The sequence below is a fragment of the Bacteroides sp. genome (genome assembly GCF_029057325.1).
Taxonomy (GTDB): domain Bacteria; phylum Bacteroidota; class Bacteroidia; order Bacteroidales; family Bacteroidaceae; genus Bacteroides.
In genome coordinates, this window is sequence record NZ_JAICZW010000097.1 from 11,848 (window position 1) to 38,340 (window position 26,493).

Here is a 26,493-nt window from a genome sequence, read left to right on the forward strand (position 1 = left end):
GAACGGTATGCAAGACAAAAGATTCGGATACTTCGATGACGCGAATCGGGAATACGTCATCACCGACCCCAAGACTCCATGGCCCTGGATTAACTATTTGGGCAACGAAGATTTCTTTTCCCTTATCTCCAATACTGCCGGCGGATATTCCTTTTATAAGGATGCCAAGTTCCGCCGCATCACCCGTTACCGCTACAACGGCGTGCCGATGGATAATGGAGGCCGCTATTTTTACATCAACGACGAGGGTACCGTATGGTCGCCGGGCTGGAAGCCTTGCAAGACGCCGCTCGACCGCTACGAGTGCCGACACGGCATGAGCTACACCCGCATCACGGGTGCCAAGAACGGCATCGAAGCCAGTCTGCTCTTCTTCGTCCCGCTCAAGACCTGGGGAGAGGTGCAGAAGCTGACCCTGCGCAACACCTCTTCCGCCGCGAAACGGTTCAAGCTCTTCTCCTTTGCCGAATGGTGCCTGTGGAACGCCGCCACCGACATGGAAAACTTCCAGCGCAACTTCTCCACCGGAGAGGTGGAGGTGGAAGGCTCTGTCATCTACCATAAGACAGAATACAAGGAACGCCGCAACCACTACGCCTTCTACAGCGTGAACACGCCTGTTGACGGCTTCGATACCGACCGTGAAACCTTCATCGGGCTCTACAACGAGTTTGCCGACCCGCAGCGGGTCATCGAAGGCAAACCGGGCGACAGCATCGCCCACGGCTGGAGCCCCATCGCTTCCCATTATATAGAAGTGGCGCTGCAGCCGGGCGAAAGCCGCGACTTCATCTTCCTGCTGGGCTATGTGGAGAACAGACAAGAGGAAAAATTCATCCCTCATTCTTCCTTAATAAATAAGGTGAAGGCCAAGGCTATGATTGCCGCCTTCGACACTGCCGCCAAGGTGGATGCCGCCTTTGCCGAGCTGAAAGCCTACTGGAACCGCCTGCTGGACATCTATGTGGTGAAAACCGATGAAGAGAAGCTGGACCGCATGGTGAACATCTGGAACCAATACCAGTGCATGATTACCTTCAACATGTCCCGCTCCGCTTCCTTCTTTGAGAGCGGCATCGGGCGGGGAATGGGCTTCCGCGACTCCAACCAAGACCTTGTGGGCTTCGTGCACCAGATACCGGAGCGTGCCCGTCAGCGCATCATCGACATCGCTTCCACCCAGTTTCCCGACGGAGGATGCTATCACCAGTATCAGCCGCTGACCAAGCGCGGCAACAACGACATCGGCGGAGGCTTCAACGACGACCCGCTGTGGCTCATCTTCGGTACGGTGGCTTACGTCAAGGAGACGGGTGACTTCAGCATTCTGTACGAACCGGTTCCCTTCGACAACCGGGAAGGCACGGAAGTGTCGCTGTTCGAGCACTTGCGCATCTCCTTCAACCATGTTGTCGAGAACCTTGGCCCCCATGCGCTTCCCCTCATCGGGCGTGCCGACTGGAACGACTGCCTCAATCTGAACTGTTTCTCCCAGGACCCGAACGAGTCCTTCCAGACCACAGAGAACAAGACCGAAGGCTCGAAAGCCGAATCGCTGATGATTGCCGGTCTGTTTGTGGTATGCGGGCGCGACTACGTGGAATTGTGCCGCCGATTGGGTAAAGACGACGAGGCCGACCGGGCGCAGACCTGCGTGGACAACATGGTGGAGGCTGTGAAACGATACGGATGGGACGGCGACTGGTATCTGCGTGCCTACGACTACTTTGGCCGTAAGGTAGGCTCCAAGGAGAACGAGGAGGGGCAGATTTTCATCGAGTCGCAAGGCTGGTGCACCATGGCGGGCATCGGGCAAGAAGAGGGCATGGTAGAAAAAGCCCTGGATGCAGTGAAGGAGCGTCTGGACTGCGAGCACGGCATTGTGCTGAACAACCCGCCCTTCACCCGCTACGTGGTAGAGTACGGAGAAATCTCCACCTATCCAGCCGGTTACAAGGAGAACGCCGGCATCTTCTGCCACAACAATCCATGGATCATCATTGGCGAAACCATTGCCGGACGCGGCGACGACGCTTGGGAGCACTACCGCAAGATATGCCCGTCATATACCGAAGAACACAGCGCGCTGCACAAGGTAGAGCCTTACGTCTGCTGCCAGATGGTGGCAGGCAAGGACGCCGCCCGTCCCGGTGAAGGCAAGAACAGCTGGCTGACAGGCACAGCAGCCTGGATGTGGTACGCCATCACACAATTCATCCTCGGCATCAAGCCCACCTACGAAGGGCTGGAAATCAACCCCTGCATCCCGGCACGCTGGAAGGGCTTCAGCCTGAAACGCCGCTTCCGTGGAGCCGAATACCACATCACGGTGAAGAATCCCGACCACGTCTGCAAAGGCATCCGCTCCATCACAATGGACGGGCAGCCGGTGGAAGGCAATGTGCTGAAGCACCTGCCGGGCACGCATTCTGTAGAAGTGATAATGGGATAAACGGTGTCACTGACGCAATAACTCTATTTGGTTCGACCAGATAACTCTATTTGGAGTGACACAAAATTTCGATAATGAATGACAATCAATAAATATATCAGTAGCCCATCATGACAAATCCAATCTATTCCCCTGCCGCCAACCGTTATGACGGCGGCATGAGCTATCGCCGTTGCGGGCGGAGCGGCATCCTGCTGCCGGCAGTATCGCTCGGCTTGTGGCACAACTTCGGCGATGTGACCCCGTTTGCCAACTCCCTGGCGATGGCACACTATGCTTTCGACCGCGGCATCACGCACTTCGACCTCGCCAACAACTACGGTCCTTCCTACGGTTCGGCCGAAGAGACCTTTGGGCAGATTATGAAGAAGTCCTTCCAACCCTATCGGGATGAGTTGTTCATCTCCACCAAAGCCGGATATGATATGTGGCCCGGCCCTTATGGGAACTGGGGCTCCCGCAAATATTTGATGGCCAGTCTTGAACAAAGCCTGAAACGCATGAACCTGGATTATGTGGACATCTTCTACTCCCACCGCTACGACCCTGACACGCCGCTTGAAGAGACTTTGCAAACGCTGGTCGATATCGTGCGGCAAGGAAAGGCGCTCTACGTGGGAATCTCCAGATATCCCAAAGAAGCGACGGCGTTTGCCTATCGCTATCTGGAAGAACGCAACGTGCATTGTCTGCTCTACCAGGGCAAATACAACCTCTTCAACCGCGAACCGGAAGCGGAAGGCATCCTTCGGCAAGCCCAAGAGAACGGCACCGGCTTCATCGCCTTTTCTCCCTTGGCGCAAGGCCTGTTGACCGATCGCTATCTGGACGGCATTCCCGCAGATTCGCGCATCGCACGGGGCGGACACCTGAAAAAGGAGTCGCTGACCGATGAAGTGCTGCGGAAAATCAAAGCCCTCAACGAGCTGGCCGCCACACGCGGGCAGACTCTTGCCGAGATGGCACTCGCCTGGTTGCTGAAGGACGAACTGGTGACAAGCGTCATCATCGGTGCCAGCTCCGTGGCACAACTTGCCGACAACCTGAAAGCGATAGGGAATACCGGCTTCTCTGCAGAAGAGCAGGAAAAGATAAAGGCTATTATCCAATGACGCAACCGATACGGCTCTCTTATCTCCCAATAGCGCTTTTCACTCATTTACCCTCATGGAGGTGTGTCAAAACGAAAAGGAACCGACATAATGATAGATTTTAGGCACAGATTACATGGATTACACGGATTAATCAAGAAGAAAACCGTGCAAAACCGTGTAATTCGTGCCTAAAAGAAAGTGAGATGCATGCTTTGACACATTTACATGAGGGTAGCAATCTTACCCTCCCCTTTTTTAACGCTACGGAACGAGGCGTATTGTTGTCATCTGCCAATGAATGTTGAGGCGTCTCTCACCGCTTTGTCAAATGCGGCGTCCTGCCCCGGAACGGTGATGAACAGATGTACCGCACCTTCATATTCTATTCTCTGAGCCTTGCCGCGCATTCTCTCCGCGAGTTCTTTGCCTTGGTCGCGCAAGATGTCTCTTTCTGCGGCGATAATCATTGTCCTTGGAAGATTTTGCAACACAGCATCGCTGCACAAGCCTACACTGATGGCTGTAGAACGAGCGTCGGCATCGATTGTATAAGCACGGTTGAAGGCCTCCATAATTTCAGCATCCAGTCCGAAGCCTTGGCCATACAGCCGCCACGACTCAGAACCGTCGTCAAACGCCTTTGTCACCGGGTAGAACAGCAGTAAGGATTCAATTTTGCCCCGACAAGCCTCCGACAAAGCCGTGGCCAGCGCAAGGTTGCCACCCGAGCTGTCACCGCCTATGGTGATACGGTCGGTGTCAATCTGCAACTCGTCAGCGTGATTGATGATATACTCGACGGCACCGATACAATCATTCAAGCCTGCCGGATAGGGGTGTTCAGGTGCCAGGCGGTAATCAAGGGCTATCACTCTTATGCCACCCGAAGCGGCCAAGGCATTACAGAATCTTCCACAGCTGTTGATACTGCCAAAAGTCCAACCGCCACCATGAAGGTACAGCAGTGCGGGGAGGCGTTTGTGCTGTTTATTCTTAGGTTCATAGATGCGCATGGTCTCGGTGATCATCCTCGTCTCCACGTCATTAGAATACTTAGGCCGAGTATTGCGCGAGTTGCGGACAGCCATCAACTCACTATTGTCGCCATCTATCGCTTTCAGAATGGCTGATGTCTGCTTGCGTTGTAGGTCAGACGGCATGTTTTGCAGGAACGCATCGGCTTGGGTGCGCATCAGGCATTGTACGGTTGTCTCGCCATTTATCACGCTTGCCTCATGTCGGCCGGAGGGAGGCTGGGCGCTCGTCTCTGCCACTTGTGTACAACCAAAGAGCAAGGAGAGGAGTGCAACAAGGAGGTTTTGTGTATTCATCGGTTTCATCTGTCTAATCCTATATTGATAAATTGACAATAAGAAGATGCTCTTCCTGTCAGTGTATTATAAACGATTGATTTACTGCGCAAATATAATTATTCATCTTCGATTCTCAAAATTTACTCCTTGAACTCCGTCTGTAGCCTCACTCTTTCGGATATACCACGTGTCAGCCTTCAAGCATTCCTGTGAACATTTTCCCCTCCCGCCTTGTTTCTGTCACAGAAGCCTAAGGTACCGGCAGGCAGGATTTTATAGTAAACCTAAACATTTATAGAAAATATGAAGAAATTTATTCCCTTATTAGCAGCGGTCTTCGCCGTGGTGTTTGCCGCCTGCGAGAAAGATGCCGACACGGGCCGGTTGGACGGCGACTACATGGTCTATACCAACTACGACAAGCAGGCTGACTTCAAGAGTTTTACCACTTATTACCTGCCCGACAGCATCCTGATTATCGGCGACAAAGAAAAAGCTGAATACTGGAAAGACGAGAGCGCCCGGGAAATCCTCAACGCATACGCCGCCAATCTGAACAGCCGCGGCTACGTGCGCACCACCGATCGTACTCGTGCCAACCTCGGGTTGCAAGTAAGCCACATCCGAAGCACCTACTATTTCACCGACTACGGCCGTCCCGAATGGTGGTGGAACTATCCGGGCTACTGGGATGCTCCCTACTGGGGCGATTGGGGCGGATGGTATTACCCGTATGCGGTGAGCTATTCCTACACCACCGGCTCGTTCATCACCGAACTGCTGAACCTGGAAGCCGCACAGGGCGAGAACCAGAAGCTGCCCGTGTTGTGGACCCACTACATGAGCGGATGGCAGAGTGGATCGGCCGCCGTCAACACCGCACGTGCCGTGCAAGGCGTAAACCAGGCTTTCGCCCAATCGGCTTATCTTACCAACCAATAAATATGACAATGTATGAAAACGATAAAAGACCTTTTTTTGAGAGTGCTTGCAACGATTGCTCTCACTCTCATCTTCGCCCTGCCGACGAAGGCACAGATGACCGACAACGGTTACGTCAACATCGACTGGCAATATAACTTCCCCCTCAGCAATCCTTTTGCCGACAAATCGAGCGGGTGGGGCATGAACCTTGAAGGAGGCTACTTCCTGACAGACAACTTCGCATTGGGAGCTTTCTTGAACTATCACAGCAACCACGAGTACTTCGGACGACAGACCCTGCCCACCGGCAACGGCGGCAGCCTGAGCACCGACCAGCAGCACACGCTGTTCCAACTGCCTTTCGGCTTGGCCTCGCGCTACGTGTGGAACCGTGGCGGCGCTTTCCAGCCATACGCCGGCGTGAAGCTCGGCGCCGAATATGCCAAACTGAAATCAACGTTCAGCGTGTTCGAGGGAAGCAACAACACCTGGGGATTCTACGTGTCGCCCGAAATAGGTTTCAACATCTATCCCTGGGCCTACGGACCGGGACTGCACGTGGCTGCCTACTACAGCTACGGCACCAACAAAGGTGACCTGCTGACCTATAGTGTGGATGGATTGAGCAATTTCGGGCTGCGGGTAGGTATTGCGTTCTGATAAGGAATGAACCAAAAGGCAGATTCAGATGAGGGTGTGTCAAACTTTCAAGGGAGCATCGCCTTGTACACCGCCTCCTGAATCCTCGTCCTTATGTCCAGTTGCATCAATTTGTTGTTCCACACGTCCGGATAGAGGCGGTTGCTCAGGAATACATAGACCAACTTGTTATCCGGGTCTGCCCAGGCGCAAGTGCCTGTGAATCCCGTGTGCCCATAGACGGAAGCGGGCGCCGACCCGGCGCAAGGGCTTTTCTGCGGATTGCGTCTGTCCGGCTTGTCGAACCCCAGACCACGGCGGCTGATTTTGGAGACGGTCGTGGTGAACACCCGGCAAGTCTCCTTGCTCAGATAGCGTTTGCCTTCCAGTTCTCCTTCGTTCAGCAACATCTGATAAATCTTTGCCACTTCTTCTGCCGTGGAGAACAGCCCGGCATTACCGGAAACGCCGCCTTGAAATGCCGCCGACTCATCGTGGACGAAGCCTTGCAACGTCGTTTTCCGCAAGAAGGGGTCTTCGGAGGAGGGGACAATGTCGTTTTTCTTTAAGAAGCGTAAAGGCAGATACCCCGTGCGCTTCAAGCCCATAGGGGCATAGAATTCTTTCTCTAGATAGGCATCCATCGGCATGCCTGTACGTGCCTCCACCAATTGTTGCAGCAGAATGAAGCCTACACAACTGTAACGGTAGCGTTTGTCGCGAAGCGGAGTGTTCACGATTTTTTGCAGATACTCCTGCTTGAAGTCACGATGCAGCCAAAGGCTGTCGGACACCTGGAGTGAGTGTTCCGCTGTGGGTGCTTTTGAGGTAAGTCCCTTGCGGAAGTTGAATGCGGGGTTCGCCCATGTCTGCCGTCCGATGCGCACACGGTGGGAGGCATCGGGCCGTGCCTTAAAAAGCGTGCCGGTATAGCTCTCCTTGTTGATGGCTTCCTGATAGAAAAATATTGTGGAGGGGAGTCCGGACTCGTGGAGCAGCAGTTCGCGCACGGTGATGTTCTTTTTGTCTGTATCTTGCAAGTAGGGCAGGTAGTCGGCAGCACGGTCGGTCAGGCTGAGCCGCCCGCTGTCGTATAGCTTCATTACGGCAAGTAGGGTGGCCGTGGTCTTTGTCAGCGAGGCGAGGTCGTAGGCATCGGTCGGCAATACGGGTCTTGTCGGCAGGAAACTGCCCGTAGGGGTGCCTTCCTTCCGGGTATGCGTGCCGAATGCCTTGCTGTATATCAATCTTCCCTCTTTCAGCACCGCCACTTGGCAGCCGGGATAGGCCCCTTCACGGATGCCCTCTTCGGCAATTTTGTCAATCTCTTCCAACTTACTGGCACTCATTCCATGTTCTTCGGGAAGAAAGCGGGGAGTGTCTTGTGAGGAGAGTGTGATGCCTGCACCGGCCGGAAACAGGGTACCGATACTGGCGGATAACCGTCCGTCTGCCCCGGCGCTGCCATAGACGATGCGCGCTACCTGTTGCTGCACGTCACCGTTGGAAGTGTGTGCCAGTATCACCGCATCGGCGGACGAGATTCCATGCCCCAGCTGTCCTACCTGCTTGCCGGGTGTGAAGAAGAGGTAGCTCACCGGCACGCCGGGTGCAAATTTTGTGAAGAAGTTGCGGTAGGGAGCCAGTTGTGTTCCGGTGACGCAGACTAAAATCCGCTTGTACTTGGCCAGTCCGTCTTTCAACCGTTTGGCTTCAGCCTCCGGCAACTCTTTGCCCAGACGGAATTCTACGGGGCGGGTATATCGGGAAAGTTCTTTCACAAAAGGCTGGATGGAGGCATCGCCCACTTGTAGTACCGCCACTTCCTTGAATGAAGGATCCAGCGGAAGTACTTTCTCCCTATTTCTCAGCACGGTAATGGCGGCAACATTCAGTCGGCGTATCAGGTCGCTTGCTTGCGGGGTATTGATGCGGGTGCTCAATCCGGAAAGCCGGACGTGCGGTTTCTTGTCCAGCCCCAAGGCATATTTATACATCAGCACCTTGTGGCATCTTGCGGCTATCTCGCTCTCCGGAAGTTCTCCGCTTTTTACGGCGGCGATTACCATCTCCACTTCTTCCTTGATGCGTCGGGGCACCAGCAGCAGGTCATTGCCTGCCTTCAATGCCCGCAAGCAGACGGATGAATTGCCTGATACGCCTTTCATGGCAAGAGCATCCGTGAAGGCAAGTCCTTGGAATCCGAGCTCCTTTTTCAGCAGACCGGCAACAATGTCGTGCGAGAGCGAAGAGGGCACGCCTTTTTGTCTCTCGTAGGCAGGCACTTCAAGATGGCCCACCATAATGCCGCCCAAGCGGGCGCGAATCACCTTTTTGAAGGGGACCAGTTCCACGCTGTCCAAACGGGCACGGCTGAAAGGCAGCAGCGGCAATGCTTTGTGCGAATCGACATCCGTATCGCCATGTCCCGGAAAGTGTTTGCTCACGGCAAGCACGCCTCCCGCTTCCAATCCTCTGGAATAGGCAACGACCTTGTCTGCCACATTGGAGGGATTCTCTCCAAAAGAGCGGGTATTGATAACCGGGTTCTTCGGGTTGATATTGACATCCGCCACGGGGGCGAAGTTCACCTGTACGCCCATCTCGCGGCATTGGCGGGCCATCTCACGACCATATTCATGAATCAGCGCATTATCTTGTATGCATCCCAGTACCATATTCCGTGGAAAAACGGGGGTGTTCTGAAGGCGCATCGCCAGTCCCCATTCTCCGTCAAAGGTTATCATCAGCGGAACCCGTGCCATCTGTTGCGCCTCGTTCGTCAAGGCCACTTGATTCTCCATCAGACCACCGGAAAACAGCAGTCCGCCTACTTTGTACTCCTCTATCACTTTGCGTAGCAAGTCCTTGTTGGCCTTGTCTTGCTGGGGAGCGATGGTGTAAATGAACAATTGTCCGATGCGTTCCTTCAAACTCAATCGTTGCAAAACCGAATCGGCCCACTGCTTGCACCGGGCATCGCTGTGCAAGAGGCGTATCATCGAAGGTTCGTCCAACGTCATCGAGTTAAAGGGCATCGGCCCGATCTGTGCTTTCAAAGCCGGACAAAGGCAGCACAAGAGAATGATATATAGCCGGTATAGTCTTTTCATGTGTCCTCCTCTAATTTCTGTTAGCTTCTTTTTCTATCGTTATGCTTTTGTAAATCATTTCCTGTATAGCTCTGCGAATATTCATATCCACCAATTTCGTATCCCATACACGGGGGCAAAGGCGGTTGCTGAGAAATACATACACCGTCTGGTTAGTCGGGTCCACCCAAGCGCAAGTACCGGTAAAGCCGGTATGCCCATATACGGTTTCCGGAGCAGAGACAGCGCAGGGGCTCAACTTGGCAGATGAGATGTCCGGCTTGTCGAATCCCAATCCACGGCGGCTGATGGTGGATTTCTCCGTAGTAAACAAGCGGCAGGTTGCTTCGCTCAAGAAGCGTTTGCCGTTCCATTCACCGCCATTCAGCAGCATTTGATACACTTTCGCCACTTCTTCGGCTGTGGAAAACAATCCCGCATTGCCGGCCACTCCGCCCATACAGGCTGCCGTCTCATCGTGTACGTATCCGTGGAGGTCCTGGCGACGCAGGAAGTCATTGGCCACCGTCGGCATAATCTCTGTTTTCGGGAATTTGTCCAAAGGCAGAAACAGGGTGCGCTGCAAGCCCATCGGGGCATAAAATTCCCTGTCAAGGTACTGCTCCATCGGTTGTTTCGCAACGGCTTCCACCAGCTGCTGCAAAAGCACGAAGTTTACATCGCTATACACATAATGGTGGTTGTCCCATTCGCATTGTGCGATTTTCTGAAGAATCGTATTTTTGAAACTCTTGTTCAGCCACAAACCGTCTGCCATCTGCAATGCATGGACCGAACTGCTTTTATCAGACATCATTCCCTTCTTGAATTTGAAATCGCTGCAATAGTAGCTGTGCTCGCTCACTTGCGTGCGGTGCCACTTATCCACCCAGCTTTGCAAGTAGGGACCCTGTACGGAATGGGGGTCGATGATGTCCAGATAGAAACGGATATGAGGCGGGAATCCTGTCTCGTGGAACAGCAACTGGCGAATGGTGATGGTGCGTTTGTCTCCGTTTCGCAACAGGGGCAGATAATCGGCCACTCTATCCTCCAACTTTATCTTCCCTTCGTCATACAGCTTCATTACGGCCAGCAGCGTGGCGGTGGTCTTTGTCAGTGCTCCTAAGTCGAACAAGTCGGTGGAACGGACAGCGGTGCTGTCTTTGTCCGAATGCACACCGAAACCTTTGTCATAAATCGGTTTCCCGTTCTTCCATACCACTATGCGGCATCCGGGATAAGCGCCTGCCGTCACTCCCCTCCGGGCGATGGAGTCGATGCCTTGCAGCACATACGACTTCATTCCATAATCTTCCGGAATAAATTCGTTCGGTTCCATGCCCGGCTCTATCACGCAACCTGTTCCTGCCGGAAATGTCCGGCCGATGTCCATGGATAGTTTACCGTTGGCGGGCTGTCTGGCAAAGAGTACATCTGCCACGTATTGTTGCAAATCGGCCTCTTCCGAATGGGCCAGCACAACGGCGCTCGATTTGGCGAATGCCGAAGCCAGAGGCCGCAACATGCGGCAAGGAGTGAAGACGGCATAAACCAACGGAGCCTGCAAATTCAGTTCTTTCAGAAAGATTGCGTTCCGATAGCTGACGTATGAGCCGGTGATGCAGACTATTACACGGCGGAAGTCGGCCAGTTGCCTTATGAGTTCCTGCGTGGTCGCTTCATCTGCCTCCCGGGGTAGATAGAATTGGCGGATGTCGGCATTCTTTTTCAGTTGTTCCACAAAAGGGGCGTCCGCTTCCTTGTCTCCAATGCTGAGTACGGCTATGTGTGCTGCTGTTGGAGCCAATGGAAGGAGGTTGAAATAGTTGTTCAATACCGTAACGGCCGATTGGCGTAGCCTGACCGCCAGTTTTTCTGCCTCTTCCGTGTGGATGCGGTTGTTTATTTGGCTGACCTGCAGTTTCGGTTGCGGGTTCCGTAGTCCCAGTTTATATTTATAGGCCAGTACTTTGCGACACTTGGCCTCCAACTCTTCCTGGCTCAACCTGCCGGATTTCACGGCTTCCATCAATCCCGACAAGGCATTCTTGATGTTGGTCTGCACCAATAACATGTCGTTTTCGCCTAAAAATGTCCGGACGGTGGCCTGTGACCGGGCCGCTTCTCCTTCCTTATTTCGGGTATCGGCAAACACAATCCCTTTGAGCAGAGGCTCATTCTTCGATAATCCGGCTGCCCCGTCAGATGTGGTTGCAGAAGGTGCTTGCAACTTCTCATTAAAAGGACGTACGTAGATTGTAGGGATGAGCGGATGGGTATAGGTCACTGCGTCGGACACCAGGCTGGCGTGTATTCCCAGCTCGTCAAACCGGCGGACCACTTCACGGGCATGCTCTTCGGTCAGTCCTTTGTCTTCGATACAGCCCAATGCCGCATGGTCGGGGTAGGCGGGCGCATCTGTCAGGCGCATCGCCCATCCCCATTCTCCATCGTAAGTCACCATTACCGGAACCTGCGCCTGTTTTCGGGCGACATTGGTCAAGAGGGCTTGCTCTTTCACCGTACCTCCCGAATATAGCAGGCCGCCTATTTTGTATTTGCCGGCCAGTTCGCGTACCTGTGCCTTCGCCGGTTTGCCTGCCTGTACGGTGACGATAAGCAGTTGCCCCACTTTCTCGTCCACGCTTAGTTTGGAAAAGACAGAGTCCACCCAATGCCGGCACCGGCTGTCGTCCGTAGTTGGTGTATGTGCTTGAAGAGGCGAAAAGCCACAGATGAATCCTATTACTCCTAAAAGGTATTTGGCCTTTTTCATGATGTAATCTTTATGCTGTGTGATAATATATAATGTCTGGTTATTTCTCTGTTACGGTGAGTACCATCTCTCCCACATAGATACCGTTTTTGCCGGAGTGCAACAGGGAGACATTCTTCCCTTCGGCGTTCAGATAGATCGTCGGCTTTTCCATAAAGGTATGGGAGTGTCCTCCCAGAATGGCATCGATGCCGTATGTCTTGCCGATCAGAACTTCATCCGAAACATTTTCAGGCCTTGAACTGCGAATGCCCAGATGAGAAAGGCATATCACGACATCGCAATGCTCTTTTTCTCTGAGAAGGTCGGCCATCTGCTGTGCTACGGTTATCGGGTCGTTATAAACAATGCCTTCGCACTTGTCTTCCTGCACCAGCCCCTCCATTCTGGGAGCCAGTCCGAAAACGCCGATTCTCACTCCTTCGCGTTCCAGCGTGATGTAGGGCTTCACCAGTCCTTCAAGTATTGTGCCTGTCACGTCATAATTGGAACAAACCACCGGGAAGTTTGCCATGCGAAACAGCCGTGCCATATTTTCCAGTCCGAAGTCGAACTCATGGTTGCCGATGGTCATGGCATCATAGCCCATCAGGTTCATCATCTTGATTTCCGTTTCACCTTTGAACAGGTTGTAATAGGGCGTACCTTGCGAAATGTCTCCGCAATCAAACAGCAACATGTCGGGATGTTCGTTACGGAATTGTTTCACGAATCCGGCGCGGCGCACCACTCCTCCCATGCCTGCATTCCGGTCGGCAGCTTCTCTGCTGATAGGTTCTATGCGGCTGTGGGTATCGCTGGTATGCAAGATGAACAACTGTTTGGCCTCTTGTGCCGATACTGAAAGAGAAAAAAGCAGTGAGACTGCCAGTGCATATATCTGTTTCATTTTGATTTTCAATTTATCTGTTCTTGTCAATGCGTCAATTATTCAATTGTTATTCGTTCCTCCATTTTTGAGGAGATTTTTTTGCCGGCGGCCGTCTGTTTCTTTACATACTCCATAAACAGGCTGCGCAAAGTGGCGTTTTCCGGACAAATCCGTTTGTCTGCCTGCACAAGGGCTGTCATCCCGTCGTTTCCGTCCGCCAGATAATCGACGGTGGCAACCGTATAGGTCTTGTCGTCTTCTACCGGCTTTCCGGCGATGGTGGCTTGTAGCAATTTACCCTCTTTACTGATTTTCAGCTGTATGCCGCTTACCCCTTCGCCATGTCTTGATGCGATGTTCTCAAACAATTGCTTCATGGCGGTGCCTTTCATCGTCAGCACGCAAAGCGAATTCTCGAAAGGCAGAATCTCATAAATGTTTCCGATGGTGATGCTGCCTTCTGTCAAAGAATTGCGGATGCCTCCGACATTGACCAGCCCCATATCGGCCGGTTTTCCCTGCACGCAGGTTGCGGCCTCGCGCAGCACGTCTGCCACCAAGTTGGATAGGGGGCTTTCGGGTCTGAACCGGTCCATCGATATCTCCGCTGTTCCCATTACTTGATACATCATGCTGTCTATCTGTGCTTTGTAGGGTGCTAGCAGTGCTGCTGCCTCAGCATCCGGATGGGCATCCCATGTGGAGTCCATAGGAATTCTGCCTCCCTCTATTTGGGTTACTTCGTAGGACGAATGGCAGGAAAACAATAGCAGTGTCACTGCCAGCATTGCCCCCGAAAGGAGGCTGTAAGTTTGTCTTTTCATATCTGTTTTGTTTAAAATTGCTACAAAGATACTTCTCTTTTGTGATTGAAATACATAAATGGGTGAAAATTGCACTCTTTTGCATACGCTCTTTGGGTTCGTCCGATCTTTTGGTAATTCGTAAATATTTACACGAAAATCCCATCTCCTTCAAATTCCATAATCTGCTATTCTTTCGAGGCGCGTCTTATCCGGCCCTTACCTGCTCCGTAGTTCCTTCGGTGTTTCTTCGGACGTTCTTCGGACATTCTTCGGTCCTAGGGAGTGGAGTTTGTCCGAAGAACGTCCGAAGCCGAATAGGCCCTGGTAGGGGTGGGATAGGAAGCAGATAGGGAAAAGCGCAGCGAAAAGGAGAAAGGCCGTTTTTTTGCCGGGATATGCCGGCTGTGAGAAAAGAAGTGGAAAATAATTTACATTTTAGAAACGGTCATCTGTTTCGATGCTATTATTTTCAGACGCGGAATTAGCGGATAAAGCGGGTTTTATTTTTATCAGCTACATAGATAATTCGCCCAATCCGTTCAATCCGCGTCTGAAAAATGAAAACGGCTTTAAATGCCAGAGCCGTGCCCACGCAAGAAAAAAAAGCTTGAAGCATTTGTGTATCTGACAAATAATTCGTTCCTTTGCACCGCTTTCGCGCAATCGCTGTCAGGAAAAACAGAGAGAAGCCTGGTATGTTGCGTTGTAACGATCAAACAATTTAATAATAACAAACAATGGATTTAATTAAAATTGCAGAAGAAGCATTTGCTACAGGCAAGCAGCATCCGAGCTTCAAGGCCGGTGACACTATCACAGTAGCATATCGTATCATTGAAGGTAACAAGGAACGTGTACAGCTGTATCGCGGTGTTGTTATCAAGATTGCCGGACACGGAGACAAGAAGCGTTTCACAGTGCGCAAGATGTCGGGAACCGTAGGCGTAGAACGTATTTTCCCTCTTGAATCACCGGCTATCGACAGCATCGTAGTGAACAAGGTAGGTAAGGTTCGTCGCGCTAAATTGTATTACCTGCGTGCTCTTACCGGTAAGAAAGCAAGAATTAAAGAAAAAAGAGTCAACGGCTAATGCCAAACTCCTATTTCGAAATAAAAAAGGGAGACCGATAGCCATCGGTTTCCCTTTTTTAGTAAAATGAAGAGGGGCGCACCGTTCATTACGGTGCGCCCCTCTTGTCTATGGCTTTATCAAAATCTGCTGATTATTTGATGTCCTTCAGTTCCCAGCCCAATGCACTGGCACCCAATACGGCAGCGTCGGCATCCTTCAATTCGGAGGCCAGCAGCTTGGTTTTGCCTTTGTAGATGTTCAATACATTCTCGTCGATGGCCTTCTGAATAGGCTTGAAGATGTAATCGCCGGCTTTTGCCAAACCGCCGAACAGCACGATGGCTTCGGGGCTGGAGAAAGCGATGAAGTCGGCAAGCGCTTCGCCCAGGATGGTTCCTGTGAATTCGAAGATTTCCAACGCAATCTTGTCGCCTTGCACGGCAGCGTCATATACATCTTTTGACGTGATGCTCTCGGCTTCAATGTTGCGAAGCAGACTCGGCTCTGTGCTCTTGGTCAAGAACTCACGTGCCGAACGAGCCACACCGGTAGCCGAGCAGTAAGTCTCCAGACAGCCGCGGCGACCGCATCCACAGATACGACCATTCTCGCGACGGATGATGGTATGTCCCAATTCACCGGCAAAACCGTCGTGGCCATATACCATCTGACCGTTGATGACGATTCCGCTTCCTACGCCTGTGCCCAGCGTAATCATGATGAAGTCTTTCATACCGCGTGCCACACCGTAAGTCATTTCACCGATACCAGCAGCATTGGCGTCGTTGGTCAGTGCGGCGGGTATGCCCAAACGTTCTTCGAACATGGCAGCCAATGGAATGACGCCTTTCCACGGAAGGTTCGGGGCGAACTCGATGGTTCCGCTGTAATAGTTGCCGTTAGGAGCACCGATACCGATACCTTTAATTTTGTCCACTCCGCCGTTGGCGATAATGAGTGGCAACAGATTCTTGCAGACTTCGTCCACATATACATCTACTTGCTCGTAGGCGCCGGTCTTGATAGAACCGCTTGCTATAATTGAGCCACGTGCATCTACAATGCCAAAGACGGTGTTTGTTCCACCGATGTCAATGCCCACTACATAGGGCTTTTCCATGCTTGAATTCATGATATTCTATTCGTTTAAAGGGTTAATTAAAATCTTATGGAATACAAAAATCACAAAGAAAAATGAGATTGCAAAATCTTTTTGAAAGAAATTTCACAACTTCTGCAACTTTCCGCATCATGGCTTCGTCTAATGGTGAAAACAGGAACCATTGAACCGTAAACAAAAGGACATAAATCGTGATACAGTTAAAAGACATCAACAAGACCTACAACAACGGAGCACCGCTGCATGTGCTCAAAGGCATCGACCTTGACATCCGGAAGGGCGAATTTGTCTCCATCATGGGGGCGTCGGGTTCGGGAAAGTCCACCTTGCTTAATATATTAGGCATTTTGGACAACTACGATACCGGCGAATACTATCTGAACGGTACCCTCATCAAGCACCTCAGCGAGACGAAAGCGGCAGAGTTTCGCAACCGCATGATTGGCTTCATCTTCCAGTCGTTCAACCTCATCTCCTTCAAAAACGCCATGGAGAACGTGGCGCTCCCGCTCTTCTATCAGGGAGTGAGTCGCCGCAAGCGAAACGCCCTCGCGCTGGAGTATCTGGACCGCCTGGGCCTGAAAGAGTGGGCGCACCATACGCCCAACGAGATGTCGGGCGGACAGAAACAGCGTGTGGCCATTGCCCGGGCACTCATCACCTGTCCGCAAATCATCTTGGCCGACGAGCCTACCGGTGCCCTGGACAGCAAAACCTCCGTGGAGGTGATGCAGATTCTGAAAGAGCTGCACCAAACGGGCATGACCATCGTTGTCGTCACCCACGAAAGCGGCGTAGCCAACCAGACCGACAAGATTATCCACATCAAAGACGGCGTGATAGGCAGCATCGAAGAGAACCTGAACCACGACGCCAGCCCCTTCGGGAAGAACGGATTCATGAAATAATGAATAATCCTCCTTCCTTCCCTATTTTTTAATTTTTAATTCTCAATTTTTAATTCAAAATGATAGACCTCTGGATAGAAATATACGCCACCATCAAGCGCAACAAGATGCGCACCGCCCTGACCGGATTTGCCGTGGCATGGGGCATCTTCATGCTGATAGTCCTGATGGGAGCAGGCAACGGACTGCTGAACGCCCTGAACCGGCAATCGGAAGGCATGGCCATGAACTCCATGATGGCGTGGCCCGGATGGACCAGCGAGCCCTGGCGCGGACTGAAAGCAGGCCGTGAAGTGAAGTTCACCCAGAAAGAGCTGGAAGCAACAAGCCGGCTGGAAGACATGGTGGACCAGGTGACCGCCGTGCAAGAACAGTCGGGTGTCACGCTGAGTTACAACCAAGACCACGTCAGCATCCAACTGGAAGGACACTACCCCAAATACCTCGACATGACAAACGCCGCCCTCAAGAAAGGGCGCTTCATCAATGCGATTGACATCCGCGAACGGCGAAAGGTCATCGTGTTGCACGAGAAGACAGCCGAGATGCTCTTTGGCAGCGGCATGGAGGCACAGGCCATCGGCAAGATGGTGAACGCCAGCGGCCTGTGCTACCGGGTGGTGGGCATCTACAGCCGCGAAGGCGAACAGCAACCGCCCGCCTACCTGCCCTATACCACCTTGCAACTGGTCTATAACAAGGAAGACAAGATGAGCTCGATGGCCTTCACTACCAAAGGCGTGGTGAACGAGGCCAATGCCGACGAGTTCGAAGAGCGGTTCCGCCGCACCATAGCCGCCACACAGCAGTTCGACCCCGACGACCGACGGGCCGTATGGGTGTGGAACCGCATCAAGCAATATACCCAGCAACAAGGTGCGCAAAGCATCCTGCGAACGGCCATCTGGGTCATCGGTATCTTCACTTTGCTGAGCGGCATTGTGGGCGTGAGCAACATCATGCTGATTACCGTCCGCGAACGCACCCGTGAGTTCGGCATCCGCAAGGCGCTGGGGGCAAAACCCTTCTCCATCCTGTGGCTCATCATAGTCGAGAGCGTCACCATCACCACTCTTTTCGGCTACATAGGCATGGTGGCAGGCATCGGCGTGACGGAGTGGATGAACATCAGCATGGGCGAAGCCGTGGTGGACATAGGCATAGCCAAACAGACGGTATTCGTCAACCCTACCGTGGACTTGCGCATCGCCATCCAGGCCACCGTGACCCTTATCATCGCCGGCACGCTCGCGGGGCTGTTCCCCGCACGCAAGGCGGTGCTGATACGACCGATAGAGGCTCTGAGAAATTGAGAATTGAAAATTGAAAAATCACAATTCATTATTAAAACAATGATAATTGACATTGACCGATGGGAGGAGATACTCGTCACCATCACAAGAAACAAGACACGAAGCCTGCTCACTGCCTTCGGCATCTTCTGGGGCATCTTCATGCTGGTGGCCCTGATGGGAGGCAGCCAGGGGCTGAAGGCCTTGATGAGCAAGCAGTTCGAAGGCTTTGCCAGCAACTCGGGGGCTGTGGCCGCCAACCTCACCAGCCAGCCCTACAAGGGCTTCCGCAAAGGACGTTACTGGAGCCTGAACCTGGATGACGTGGAACGCATCCGCCGTGCCGTGCCCGAAATAGACATCGTGACCCCCTGCAACGCCAAGTGGGGCATGAGTGCCATCTACCGGGAGAATACGGAAAACTGCACGCTCAAAGGCATCTATCCCGAAAGCGGCAGGATAGAAGAACCGACCATGCTCTACGGACGCTACATCAACGACATCGACGTGAAGGAGAACCGCAAGGTGTGCGTCATCGGCAAACGCATCTGGGAAGCGCTCTTCCCCGACGGAAGCGACCCGTGCGGCAAATACATCCGGGTGGGCGGCATCTACTACCGCATCGTAGGGGTGGACGTGTCGTCGGGCAACATGAGCATACAAGGCTATGCGCCACGCTGCGTGCAGATTCCTTTCAGCACCATGATGCGGAACTACAACATGGGAAACGACGTGCAGGTCATCACCTATACCGCCAAGGCGGGACACGCCATCAGTGAAGTGGAGAAAAAAGTCATCGCCCAGCTGAAACAGGCCCATACCATCCACCCGGACGACACGCAGGCTGTGATGACGGTAAATGTGGAAGCGCTCTTCAGCATGGTGGACAACCTCTTCAAAGGTATCAACATCCTGAGCTTGCTGGTGGGCCTGGGTACGCTGCTGGCCGGAGCCATCGGCGTGAGCAACATCATGATGGTGACTGTCAAGGAGCGTACCGTAGAGATAGGCATCCGCCGCGCCATCGGTGCCAAGCCCCGGAACATCCTGGTGCAGATTCTTTCGGAAAGCATCGTCCTTACCATCCTGGCCGGCATGACGGGCATCTGCTTTGCCGTCGGCATCCTGCAACTGGCGGAGGCGGGCACGGGCAAAGCCTTTCAGATATCCTTCTGGGGAGCCATCGCCGCCTGCCTGGTGGTCACCGCCCTCGGACTGCTGGCCGGACTGGCACCCGCCTACCGCGCCATGGCCGTCAAGCCGATAGAGGCCATCCGCGAAGAGTAGTAGGAGAGAGCATCGCTCCTACGTGGCGGGAGTCACGCTCCCATACGATGGGAGCCATGCTTCCATCGTATGGGAGGGACGCTGCCCAACCATGGGAGTGACAATACCAAAACATGGCCGTCAAGTTGGTAATATAGAACAGAATTTCTAATAGCAGAGAAACTTAAAAAACAATGAATATGAAAAAGAAGAAACCGTTGAGAATCATGATGCTGGTGCTGGTAGCACTGCTGTTTGTCTGGACTTTTGTGTTCCTGTATCAAAAATCGCAACCGAAAGAAGTTGTGTATGAGGTAGTAATCCCCGAAGTGACCGACCTCGAAAAGACCACCGTGGCTACCGGCAAGGTGGAGCCGCGCGATGAAGTCCTCATCAAGCCGCAGATTTCGGGCATCATTGCCGAAGTCTATAAGGAAGCCGGACAGACGGTGAAGCAGGGCGAAGTGATAGCCAAAGTGAAGGTGATTCCCGAACTGGGACAGCTGAACGCCGCCGAGAGCCGCGTGCGACTGGCCGAAATCAATGCCACGCAGACCGAAACCGACTTTGCACGCATCCGGAAGCTGCACGAAGAGAAACTCATCAGCACCGAAGAGTACGAAAAAGGCGAAGTGGCCCTGAAGCAGGCACGCGAAGAGCTGCAGACCGCCAAAGACAACCTGGAGATTGTGAAAGAGGGCATCACCAAGAACAGCGCCTCCTTCAGCAGCACCCTCATCCGCTCCACCATCACGGGGTTGATTCTGGACGTGCCCGTCAAGGTGGGTAACTCGGTCATCATGAGCAACACCTTCAACGACGGAACCACCATCGCCACCGTGGCCAACATGAACGACCTCATCTTCCGAGGCAATATCGACGAGACCGAAGTGGGACGCATCCACGAAGGCATGCCGGTGAAGCTGACCATCGGTGCCCTGCAAGACCTCTCGTTCGACGCCACCCTGGAATACATCTCGCCGAAAGGGGTGGAAGAGAACGGAGCCAATCAGTTTGAGATAAAGGCCGCCGTTGTCGCACCGGACAGCGTGCAGATACGTTCGGGCTACTCGGCCAATGCCGAAATCGTGCTGGAGCGTGCCAAGCAGGCGCTCGCCCTGCCCGAAAGCACCGTGGAATTCAGCGGAGACAGTACCTTTGTCTATGTGCTGACCGACAGCGTGCCCCGGCAGCAGTTCGAACGACGTCCCATACAGATAGGCATGAGCGACGGCATCAAGATTGCCATCAAGAGCGGCATCACTGCCGGAGACAAGGTCCGCGGAGCGGAGAAGACAAAATAAAGAAAGATACGAGTTGACAAGGGAACAAGTGTGCAAGGAGCCTTCCCTCGTCTCCCTCGTCAACTTTAAAAAAACGAAACAATGAAGAAACAAGCATTCTTATACCTTATTGTATTGAGCTGCCTCCCGATGCAGGCACAAGAACGCTGGTCGCTGCGCCGGTGCATAGACCACGCCATCGAGCACAACATCAGCATCCGCCAGACCGCCAACGCCGCCGAGCAGCGTGCCGTCGAGGCAAACACCGCCAAATGGGCACGCCTGCCGAACCTGAACGCCGGTGCCAGCCAGAACTGGAACTGGGGACGCACGCAGACCGCCATCAAGAACGAAGATACGGGCGACTACTCCACGGTTTACGTCAACACCAGCAGCCACGGCACCAGCATGTCCCTCAATACCAGCATCCCCCTCTTCACCGGGCTGGAAATCCCCCACCAGTATGCTCTGGCGAAGCTGAACCTCAAAGCCGCCCTTGCCGACCTGGACAAGGCCAAGGAGGACATCTCCATCAACATAGCCTCTGCCTATCTGCAAGTGCTGTTCAACGAAGAGCTGCATCAGGTGGCACTGGGACAGGCACGGCTCAGCGGGGAGCAGCAAGCCCGTATAGGCCGCCTTGCCGACTTGGGCAAGGCTTCTCCGGCCGAACTGGCGGAGGCCAAGGCGCGTGTGGCGCAGGACGAGATGAACGTGGTGCAGGCCGAAAACAACTACAAGCTCGCCCTGCTCGACCTGAGCCAGCTCATCGAACTGGAAACTCCCGAAGGATTCTGCCTGGAGACTCCCGCCGCCGACCCGGTTCCGGTTCCACTCACACCGCCGGACGAAATCTTCCAGACAGCCCTGACGGGCAAGGCCTCCATCCGTGCCGCACAGCTTCGTCTGGAAGGGAGCGAGCACACTATCCGCATCGCCCAAAGCAACTACTACCCGCAATTGAGTCTGAACGGAAGCCTCGGCACGAACTACTATTCCACTATTAACCGCACCTTCAGCCAGCAGATGAACGACAACTTCGGCAAATACGTTGGCTTCAACCTCAGCGTGCCCCTCTTCAACCGGCTTGCCACCCGCAATCGGGTGCGCGCCGCACGCCTGCAACGCGAGGACTATGCCCTGCAACTGGACAATGCGAAGAAGATGCTCTACAAGGAGATACAGCAGGCATGGTACAACGCCGCCGCCGCCGAGGCAAAATATACCGGCAGCCACACTGCTGCCATCGCCGGCGAGGAGTCGTTCAGGCTGATGAGCCAGAAGTATGAAAACGGGAAAGCCAATGCCGTGGAATACAACGAAGCGAAGCAAAATCTGCTGAAAGTCAGGTCGGAAGAGCTTCAGGCCAAGTACGAATACCTGTTCCGCACCAAGATTCTGGACTTCTACAAGGGAGAGGAGATTCGGTTGTAGCCCTCTCGCCAATCGGCTGTCCGGAAACTTTGCTGCTGAAAGATAAGGTATGGGGCGTTTCGGCATCCTCCTATACTATCCGAGAACTTCCTTTATGTTTCCTTTCAGGCGCGGAATTACACGGATTTCACAGTTTTTCTTTGCCCCATCCGTGAAATCCGTGCAATCCGTGCCTGAAATCACGACAAAATGTAAACGGCGGCAAGCTTTTCGGACAACCTCCCCCTTCCCCTCGGGCCGGAAGATAATGAGGCGCAAAGCCCGGACTTTCTGCCTGAAAAAAGATAAATTAATATCCTCTGTGTCCTATTTATGATATAAATCCCTATCTTTGTGGCGTTTTTTAACTGAAAATAAGATTCGAATTAATAAAGATACAACAGAAAAATGGCACAAGAAGACGTTTTTAAGAAACTGGTTTCACACTGCAAGGAGTATGGTTTCGTATTCCCTTCCAGCGAGATTTATGATGGACTGGGAGCTGTATATGACTACGGTCAGATGGGTGTGGAACTGAAAAACAATATCAAACAATACTGGTGGCAAAGCATGGTGTTGTTGCACGAGAACATCGTCGGCATTGATTCCGCCGTCTTTATGCACCCCACCATCTGGAAAGCGAGCGGACACGTGGACGCTTTCAACGACCCGTTGATAGACAACCGCGACTCCAAGAAACGCTATCGTGCCGATGTCTTGATTGAAGACCAGATTGCCAAATACGACGAGAAAATCAACAAAGAGGTGGCAAAGGCGGCAAAGCGTTTCAAAGAAGCCTTCGACGAGGCGCAGTTCCGCAGCACCAACGCCCGCGTGCTGGAGTATCAGGCTAAGCGCGACGCCCTGCACCAGCGTTACAGCGACGCTATGAATGCGGGACCGGACTTGAACGAGCTGCGCCAGGTTATCCTGGACGAGGAGATTGTATGCCCCATCAGCGGAACGAAGAACTGGACGGAAGTGCGCCAGTTCAACCTGATGTTCTCTACCGAGATGGGTTCCACCGCCGACGGTGCCATGAAGATATACCTGCGTCCGGAGACGGCACAAGGCATCTTCGTGAACTACCTGAACGTGCAGAAGACCGGACGCATGAAGATTCCCTTCGGCATCGCGCAGATAGGTAAGGCCTTCCGCAACGAAATCGTGGCACGCCAGTTCATCTTCCGCATGCGTGAGTTCGAGCAGATGGAGATGCAGTTCTTCGTGAAGCCGGGCACGGAACTCGATTGGTTCAAGGCTTGGAAAGAGACCCGCCTGAAATGGCACAAGGCACTGGGCTTTGGCGACGACCACTACCGCTATCACGACCACGAGAAGCTGGCGCACTATGCCAACGCCGCTACCGACATCGAATTCCTGATGCCCTTCGGCTTCAAGGAGGTGGAAGGCATACACAGCCGCACCAACTTCGACTTGTCGCAGCATGAGAAGTTCTCCGGAAAGAACATCAAGTACTTCGACCCCGAAACCAACGAAAGCTACACGCCGTATGTCATCGAGACCTCCATCGGTGTGGACCGCATGTTCCTCAGCATCATGTCGGCTTCCTACTGCGAAGAGAAGCTGGAGAATGGTGAGAGCCGCGTAGTGCTGAAGCTGCCCGCCGCCTTGGCTCCGGTGAAACTCGCCGTGATGCCGCTGGTGAAGAAAGACGGCCTGCCCGAGAAGGCACGCGAGATAATCGACGCCCTGAAGTTCCACTTCCACTGCCAGTATGACGAGAAAGACAGTATCGGCAAGCGCTACCGTCGCCAGGATGCCATCGGTACTCCCTACTGCGTGACCGTGGATCATCAGACCCTGGAGGACAACTGCGTGACGTTGCGCAACCGCGACACCATGCAACAAGAGCGTGTCGCCATCTCCGAACTGAACAACATCATTGCCGACCGCGTGAGCATCACATCGTTGCTCAAGACGCTGTAAGGAGCCTCTCCCCCTGCCCCCTCCCCCGTAGGGAGGGGAGCGGATAACATCTGAATAGTAAAAAGTAAATCGTAAAATAGTAAATGAAGAAGTTTCTTTTGTTGTTGCCTTTCCTGTTTTTTCTGGCAGGCGTATGGGTGTCCTGCGAAGAAGTGGAAGAGGCAGGCAAGTATGATAACTGGCGGGAGCGCAACGAGGCGTTTGCCGATTCCATCAAGCGGCTGACAGGCGAGAACTACGTGGCTACGGCCGATCAGGCTGATGCGATGGAGGTGGGAAAACTATATGCCATACAGACCACTGCCGGTACCACCGAAGGCATGCAATACGTATATTGTAAGAAGCTGGTGAAGAATGAAACAGGGGAACGTCCCTTATATACAGGTTATCATTCTGTGGTCAGCACCTTCTATTACGGAACGTTGATTACCGGTGACAGCTTCGATGGGAATTTCGAGGGATATGGTGCCCTTGACCAGGATATCCCGTGGAACGACACGATGAAAGAACCGACCGCCTTCGATTCTCCCCTCTCTTTCTCTGTTTCCGGTGTCCTTGACGGATGGACGGCGGCTCTGCAATATATGCGGACCGGTGAGCGCTGGATGCTCTACATCCCTTGGCAGAGTGCATACGGCGAAAGCGGGCAGAATGACATCCGCGGCTATTCTGCGCTGACGTTCGACCTGGTGCTGGATAGCATTGTGGAATAAAAAAACAGACGGACGAAGAATCTCTTCCTTGAGTGTATGCACGGGGGAAGAGATTCTTCGCTTTTTATTTTCTTCTTCGTTTTTTCTCTTTTCACCCTGTATTTTGTGAAACTTTATCTATAAGCTATGTGCCGACAGCCAGCCCTTCGGGGAAATACCAACCTCATACCGGAGACGGAAGGCATCAAGTACACCGGCTCCAAACTGAAGATTCTGCCGCATATTCTGGAGATGACATCCCGGTTGGATGTCCGCTCTGCCCTCGATGCGTTCAGCGGGACGACGCGTGTGGCGCAGGCCTTCGTGCAGATGGGCTATGACACGACGGCGAACGATGTGGCCGTGTGGTCGCAGGTGTTTGCCACATGCTACCTGTTGTCCGACAAGCCGGACAGCTACTATCTGCCTCTCGTCGAGGAGCTGAATGCCTTGCCGGGCTACAGGGGATGGTTCTCCGAAAACTATGGCGGCGAGGACGAGGCGGGAAAGAGGCCTTTCCGCCTGAAGAATACGATGCGCCTGGATGCCATCAGGGATAAAATCGAGGAATACAATCTTGCTTGGGAGGATAAATGCGTGTTGCTCACCAGCCTGATACATGCCCTGGATGCTGTGGACAATACACTCGGGCACTATGCCGCCTATCTTTCGGGGTGGTCGTTGCGCTCCAATAACGACATCTGCCTGAAACTTCCGAAGAGGCATCCGCTGCGCGGCAACAACAAAGTGCTGAAAGGCGATGTCTTTGAGGCCGTCCGTGAATACCATGACTTGGTTTATCTGGATCCGCCCTACGGCTCCAACAACGAAAAGATGCCGCCAAGCAGAGTCCGCTATGCGGCATACTACCATATCTGGAAATCGGTGATACTTAATGACAAACCCCTTCTGTTCGGCAAGGCAAACAGGCGGGAAGATAGCCGTGATGCAGCCTCGCCGTCCGTGTTCGAGGAGTATAGGCGCAACGGCGAAGGCAATTTCATAGCCATGCAGGCCATCAAGGAACTCATCGAACAGACAAATGCCCGCTATATACTCCTCTCTTATGGCTCTGGCGGGCGGGCGACCAAAGAAGAACTGAACGACATCCTGCATTCGAACGGCACTGTCATTGCGGCAAGGGAAATCGATTACAAGAAGAACGTCATGAGCAACATGCGGTGGACCAACGAATGGATAAACTCCGATGGAAGATACATCGAATACCTTTTTTTATTGGAAAAATGAGGCTGTTCGGGGAGTTCTGATGGAGAAAAAAGCTCATTTTTTGTAAAGAATAATCGGATATATATGCGGCAAAAAATGAAATGTGTCAAAACGAAAAGGAACCAACATAATGATAGATTTTAGGCACGGATTACACGGATTTACACGGTTTTCTTCTTTATTAATCCGTGAAATCCGTGTAATCCGTGCCTAAAAGAAAGTGAAATGCATGTTTTGACACATCTACGTTTTTCGCTGCATGCTATAGCTTCTTTTTGAGTGCCTTCACCCAAATCCGA

19 protein-coding genes are annotated in these 26,493 nt (G+C 53.0%); 13 read left to right on the forward strand and 6 right to left on the reverse strand.

The annotated features are described in order from the left end of the window. Nucleotides 1–7: 7 nt before the first annotated feature. Both K2G43_RS06060 and K2G43_RS06065 read left to right on the forward strand, forming a co-directional pair. Nucleotides 8–2,452: a glycosyl transferase gene (locus tag K2G43_RS06060; RefSeq protein ID WP_300153534.1), complete on the forward strand. Its 2,445-nt coding sequence runs from the start codon at nt 8–10 to the stop codon at nt 2,450–2,452. A gap of 110 nt (nt 2,453–2,562) precedes the next feature. Beyond that, nucleotides 2,563–3,564, forward strand: coding sequence for an aldo/keto reductase (locus K2G43_RS06065; protein ID WP_297641836.1), 1,002 nt, complete (start codon nt 2,563–2,565; stop codon nt 3,562–3,564). A gap of 266 nt (nt 3,565–3,830) precedes the next feature. Here the strand turns inward: K2G43_RS06065 and K2G43_RS06070 are convergent, their stop codons facing one another. Then, complete coding sequence (locus tag K2G43_RS06070; RefSeq protein WP_300153537.1) at nt 3,831–4,886, reverse strand: alpha/beta hydrolase; 1,056 nt, start codon at nt 4,884–4,886, stop codon at nt 3,831–3,833. A 276-nt stretch (nt 4,887–5,162) separates the two neighbouring features. Between K2G43_RS06070 and K2G43_RS06075 the strand changes: the two genes are divergently transcribed. Next, nucleotides 5,163–5,801 carry a DUF4136 domain-containing protein gene (locus tag K2G43_RS06075; RefSeq protein ID WP_297641832.1) on the forward strand — a complete coding sequence of 213 codons (639 nt, stop codon included), beginning with the start codon at nt 5,163–5,165 and terminating at the stop codon, nt 5,799–5,801. 12 nt (nt 5,802–5,813) lie between these two features. Continuing rightward, nucleotides 5,814–6,443 (forward strand): outer membrane beta-barrel protein, encoded by a 630-nt coding sequence (locus tag K2G43_RS06080; RefSeq protein ID WP_297641830.1) that lies wholly within the window; start codon nt 5,814–5,816, stop codon nt 6,441–6,443. Between the two features lie 47 nt (nt 6,444–6,490). On the opposite strand, the gene K2G43_RS06085 is transcribed toward K2G43_RS06080, so the two are convergent. Genes K2G43_RS06085 through K2G43_RS06100 form a run of 4 tightly spaced genes read right to left on the reverse strand, consistent with a single transcriptional unit; the run spans nt 6,491 to nt 13,988 of the window. Continuing rightward, nucleotides 6,491–9,535 (reverse strand): glycoside hydrolase family 3 N-terminal domain-containing protein, encoded by a 3,045-nt coding sequence (locus K2G43_RS06085; protein ID WP_297641828.1) that lies wholly within the window; start codon nt 9,533–9,535, stop codon nt 6,491–6,493. Nucleotides 9,536–9,545: 10 nt separating this feature from the next. Next, nucleotides 9,546–12,296: a serine hydrolase gene (locus K2G43_RS06090; protein WP_300153545.1), complete on the reverse strand. Its 2,751-nt coding sequence runs from the start codon at nt 12,294–12,296 to the stop codon at nt 9,546–9,548. A gap of 37 nt (nt 12,297–12,333) precedes the next feature. Beyond that, complete coding sequence (locus K2G43_RS06095; protein ID WP_297641827.1) at nt 12,334–13,182, reverse strand: metallophosphatase; 849 nt, start codon at nt 13,180–13,182, stop codon at nt 12,334–12,336. A 38-nt stretch (nt 13,183–13,220) separates the two neighbouring features. Next, nucleotides 13,221–13,988, reverse strand: coding sequence for a 5'-nucleotidase (locus tag K2G43_RS06100; RefSeq protein ID WP_297641825.1), 768 nt, complete (start codon nt 13,986–13,988; stop codon nt 13,221–13,223). 719 nt (nt 13,989–14,707) lie between these two features. Between K2G43_RS06100 and rplS the strand changes: the two genes are divergently transcribed. Then, a complete protein-coding gene (gene rplS, locus K2G43_RS06105) occupies nt 14,708–15,061 on the forward strand; it encodes a 50S ribosomal protein L19 (protein WP_297643420.1) in 354 nt (117 codons plus the stop codon). Between the two features lie 133 nt (nt 15,062–15,194). On the opposite strand, the gene K2G43_RS06110 is transcribed toward rplS, so the two are convergent. Next, complete coding sequence (locus K2G43_RS06110; protein WP_297643418.1) at nt 15,195–16,175, reverse strand: ROK family protein; 981 nt, start codon at nt 16,173–16,175, stop codon at nt 15,195–15,197. Nucleotides 16,176–16,354: 179 nt separating this feature from the next. Between K2G43_RS06110 and K2G43_RS06115 the strand changes: the two genes are divergently transcribed. The 8 genes from K2G43_RS06115 to K2G43_RS06150 all read left to right on the forward strand — a co-directional run bounded on the left by K2G43_RS06115 (nt 16,355) and on the right by K2G43_RS06150 (nt 26,215). Beyond that, a complete protein-coding gene (locus tag K2G43_RS06115) occupies nt 16,355–17,071 on the forward strand; it encodes an ABC transporter ATP-binding protein (protein WP_297643416.1) in 717 nt (238 codons plus the stop codon). Nucleotides 17,072–17,130: 59 nt separating this feature from the next. Continuing rightward, entirely contained in the window at nt 17,131–18,384 is a 1,254-nt protein-coding gene (locus K2G43_RS06120) for an ABC transporter permease (protein WP_297643414.1), read from the forward strand. Nucleotides 18,385–18,423: 39 nt separating this feature from the next. Further along, complete coding sequence (locus K2G43_RS06125; protein ID WP_297643413.1) at nt 18,424–19,650, forward strand: ABC transporter permease; 1,227 nt, start codon at nt 18,424–18,426, stop codon at nt 19,648–19,650. Nucleotides 19,651–19,829: 179 nt separating this feature from the next. Beyond that, nucleotides 19,830–20,933: an efflux RND transporter periplasmic adaptor subunit gene (locus K2G43_RS06130; RefSeq protein ID WP_297643411.1), complete on the forward strand. Its 1,104-nt coding sequence runs from the start codon at nt 19,830–19,832 to the stop codon at nt 20,931–20,933. A gap of 81 nt (nt 20,934–21,014) precedes the next feature. Then, nucleotides 21,015–22,346: a TolC family protein gene (locus K2G43_RS06135; RefSeq protein WP_300153542.1), complete on the forward strand. Its 1,332-nt coding sequence runs from the start codon at nt 21,015–21,017 to the stop codon at nt 22,344–22,346. Between the two features lie 387 nt (nt 22,347–22,733). Further along, nucleotides 22,734–24,275 (forward strand): glycine--tRNA ligase, encoded by a 1,542-nt coding sequence (locus K2G43_RS06140; protein WP_297643407.1) that lies wholly within the window; start codon nt 22,734–22,736, stop codon nt 24,273–24,275. Between the two features lie 83 nt (nt 24,276–24,358). Next, nucleotides 24,359–24,988 (forward strand): FKBP-type peptidyl-prolyl cis-trans isomerase, encoded by a 630-nt coding sequence (locus K2G43_RS06145; protein ID WP_297643406.1) that lies wholly within the window; start codon nt 24,359–24,361, stop codon nt 24,986–24,988. 126 nt (nt 24,989–25,114) lie between these two features. Continuing rightward, nucleotides 25,115–26,215, forward strand: a complete 1,101-nt coding sequence (locus K2G43_RS06150; RefSeq protein ID WP_297643405.1) for a DNA adenine methylase — start codon at nt 25,115–25,117, stop codon at nt 26,213–26,215. Nucleotides 26,216–26,493: the final 278 nt, after the last annotated feature.

Coding starts and splice junctions, on each gene's coding strand:
- K2G43_RS06080 (WP_297641830.1), top strand. CDS start 5,814: ATGAAAACGATAAAAGACCTTTTTTTGAGAGTGCTTGCAACGATTGCT.
- K2G43_RS06150 (WP_297643405.1), top strand. CDS start 25,115: ATGTGCCGACAGCCAGCCCTTCGGGGAAATACCAACCTCATACCGGAG.
- K2G43_RS06060 (WP_300153534.1), top strand. CDS start 8: ATGCAAGACAAAAGATTCGGATACTTCGATGACGCGAATCGGGAATAC.
- K2G43_RS06100 (WP_297641825.1), bottom strand. CDS start 13,988: ATGAAAAGACAAACTTACAGCCTCCTTTCGGGGGCAATGCTGGCAGTG.
- K2G43_RS06135 (WP_300153542.1), top strand. CDS start 21,015: ATGAAGAAACAAGCATTCTTATACCTTATTGTATTGAGCTGCCTCCCG.
- K2G43_RS06125 (WP_297643413.1), top strand. CDS start 18,424: ATGATAATTGACATTGACCGATGGGAGGAGATACTCGTCACCATCACA.
- K2G43_RS06120 (WP_297643414.1), top strand. CDS start 17,131: ATGATAGACCTCTGGATAGAAATATACGCCACCATCAAGCGCAACAAG.
- K2G43_RS06085 (WP_297641828.1), bottom strand. CDS start 9,535: ATGAAAAGACTATACCGGCTATATATCATTCTCTTGTGCTGCCTTTGT.
- K2G43_RS06110 (WP_297643418.1), bottom strand. CDS start 16,175: ATGAATTCAAGCATGGAAAAGCCCTATGTAGTGGGCATTGACATCGGT.
- K2G43_RS06130 (WP_297643411.1), top strand. CDS start 19,830: ATGAAAAAGAAGAAACCGTTGAGAATCATGATGCTGGTGCTGGTAGCA.
- K2G43_RS06065 (WP_297641836.1), top strand. CDS start 2,563: ATGACAAATCCAATCTATTCCCCTGCCGCCAACCGTTATGACGGCGGC.
- K2G43_RS06095 (WP_297641827.1), bottom strand. CDS start 13,182: ATGAAACAGATATATGCACTGGCAGTCTCACTGCTTTTTTCTCTTTCA.
- K2G43_RS06140 (WP_297643407.1), top strand. CDS start 22,734: ATGGCACAAGAAGACGTTTTTAAGAAACTGGTTTCACACTGCAAGGAG.
- K2G43_RS06075 (WP_297641832.1), top strand. CDS start 5,163: ATGAAGAAATTTATTCCCTTATTAGCAGCGGTCTTCGCCGTGGTGTTT.
- rplS (WP_297643420.1), top strand. CDS start 14,708: ATGGATTTAATTAAAATTGCAGAAGAAGCATTTGCTACAGGCAAGCAG.
- K2G43_RS06145 (WP_297643406.1), top strand. CDS start 24,359: ATGAAGAAGTTTCTTTTGTTGTTGCCTTTCCTGTTTTTTCTGGCAGGC.
- K2G43_RS06070 (WP_300153537.1), bottom strand. CDS start 4,886: ATGAAACCGATGAATACACAAAACCTCCTTGTTGCACTCCTCTCCTTG.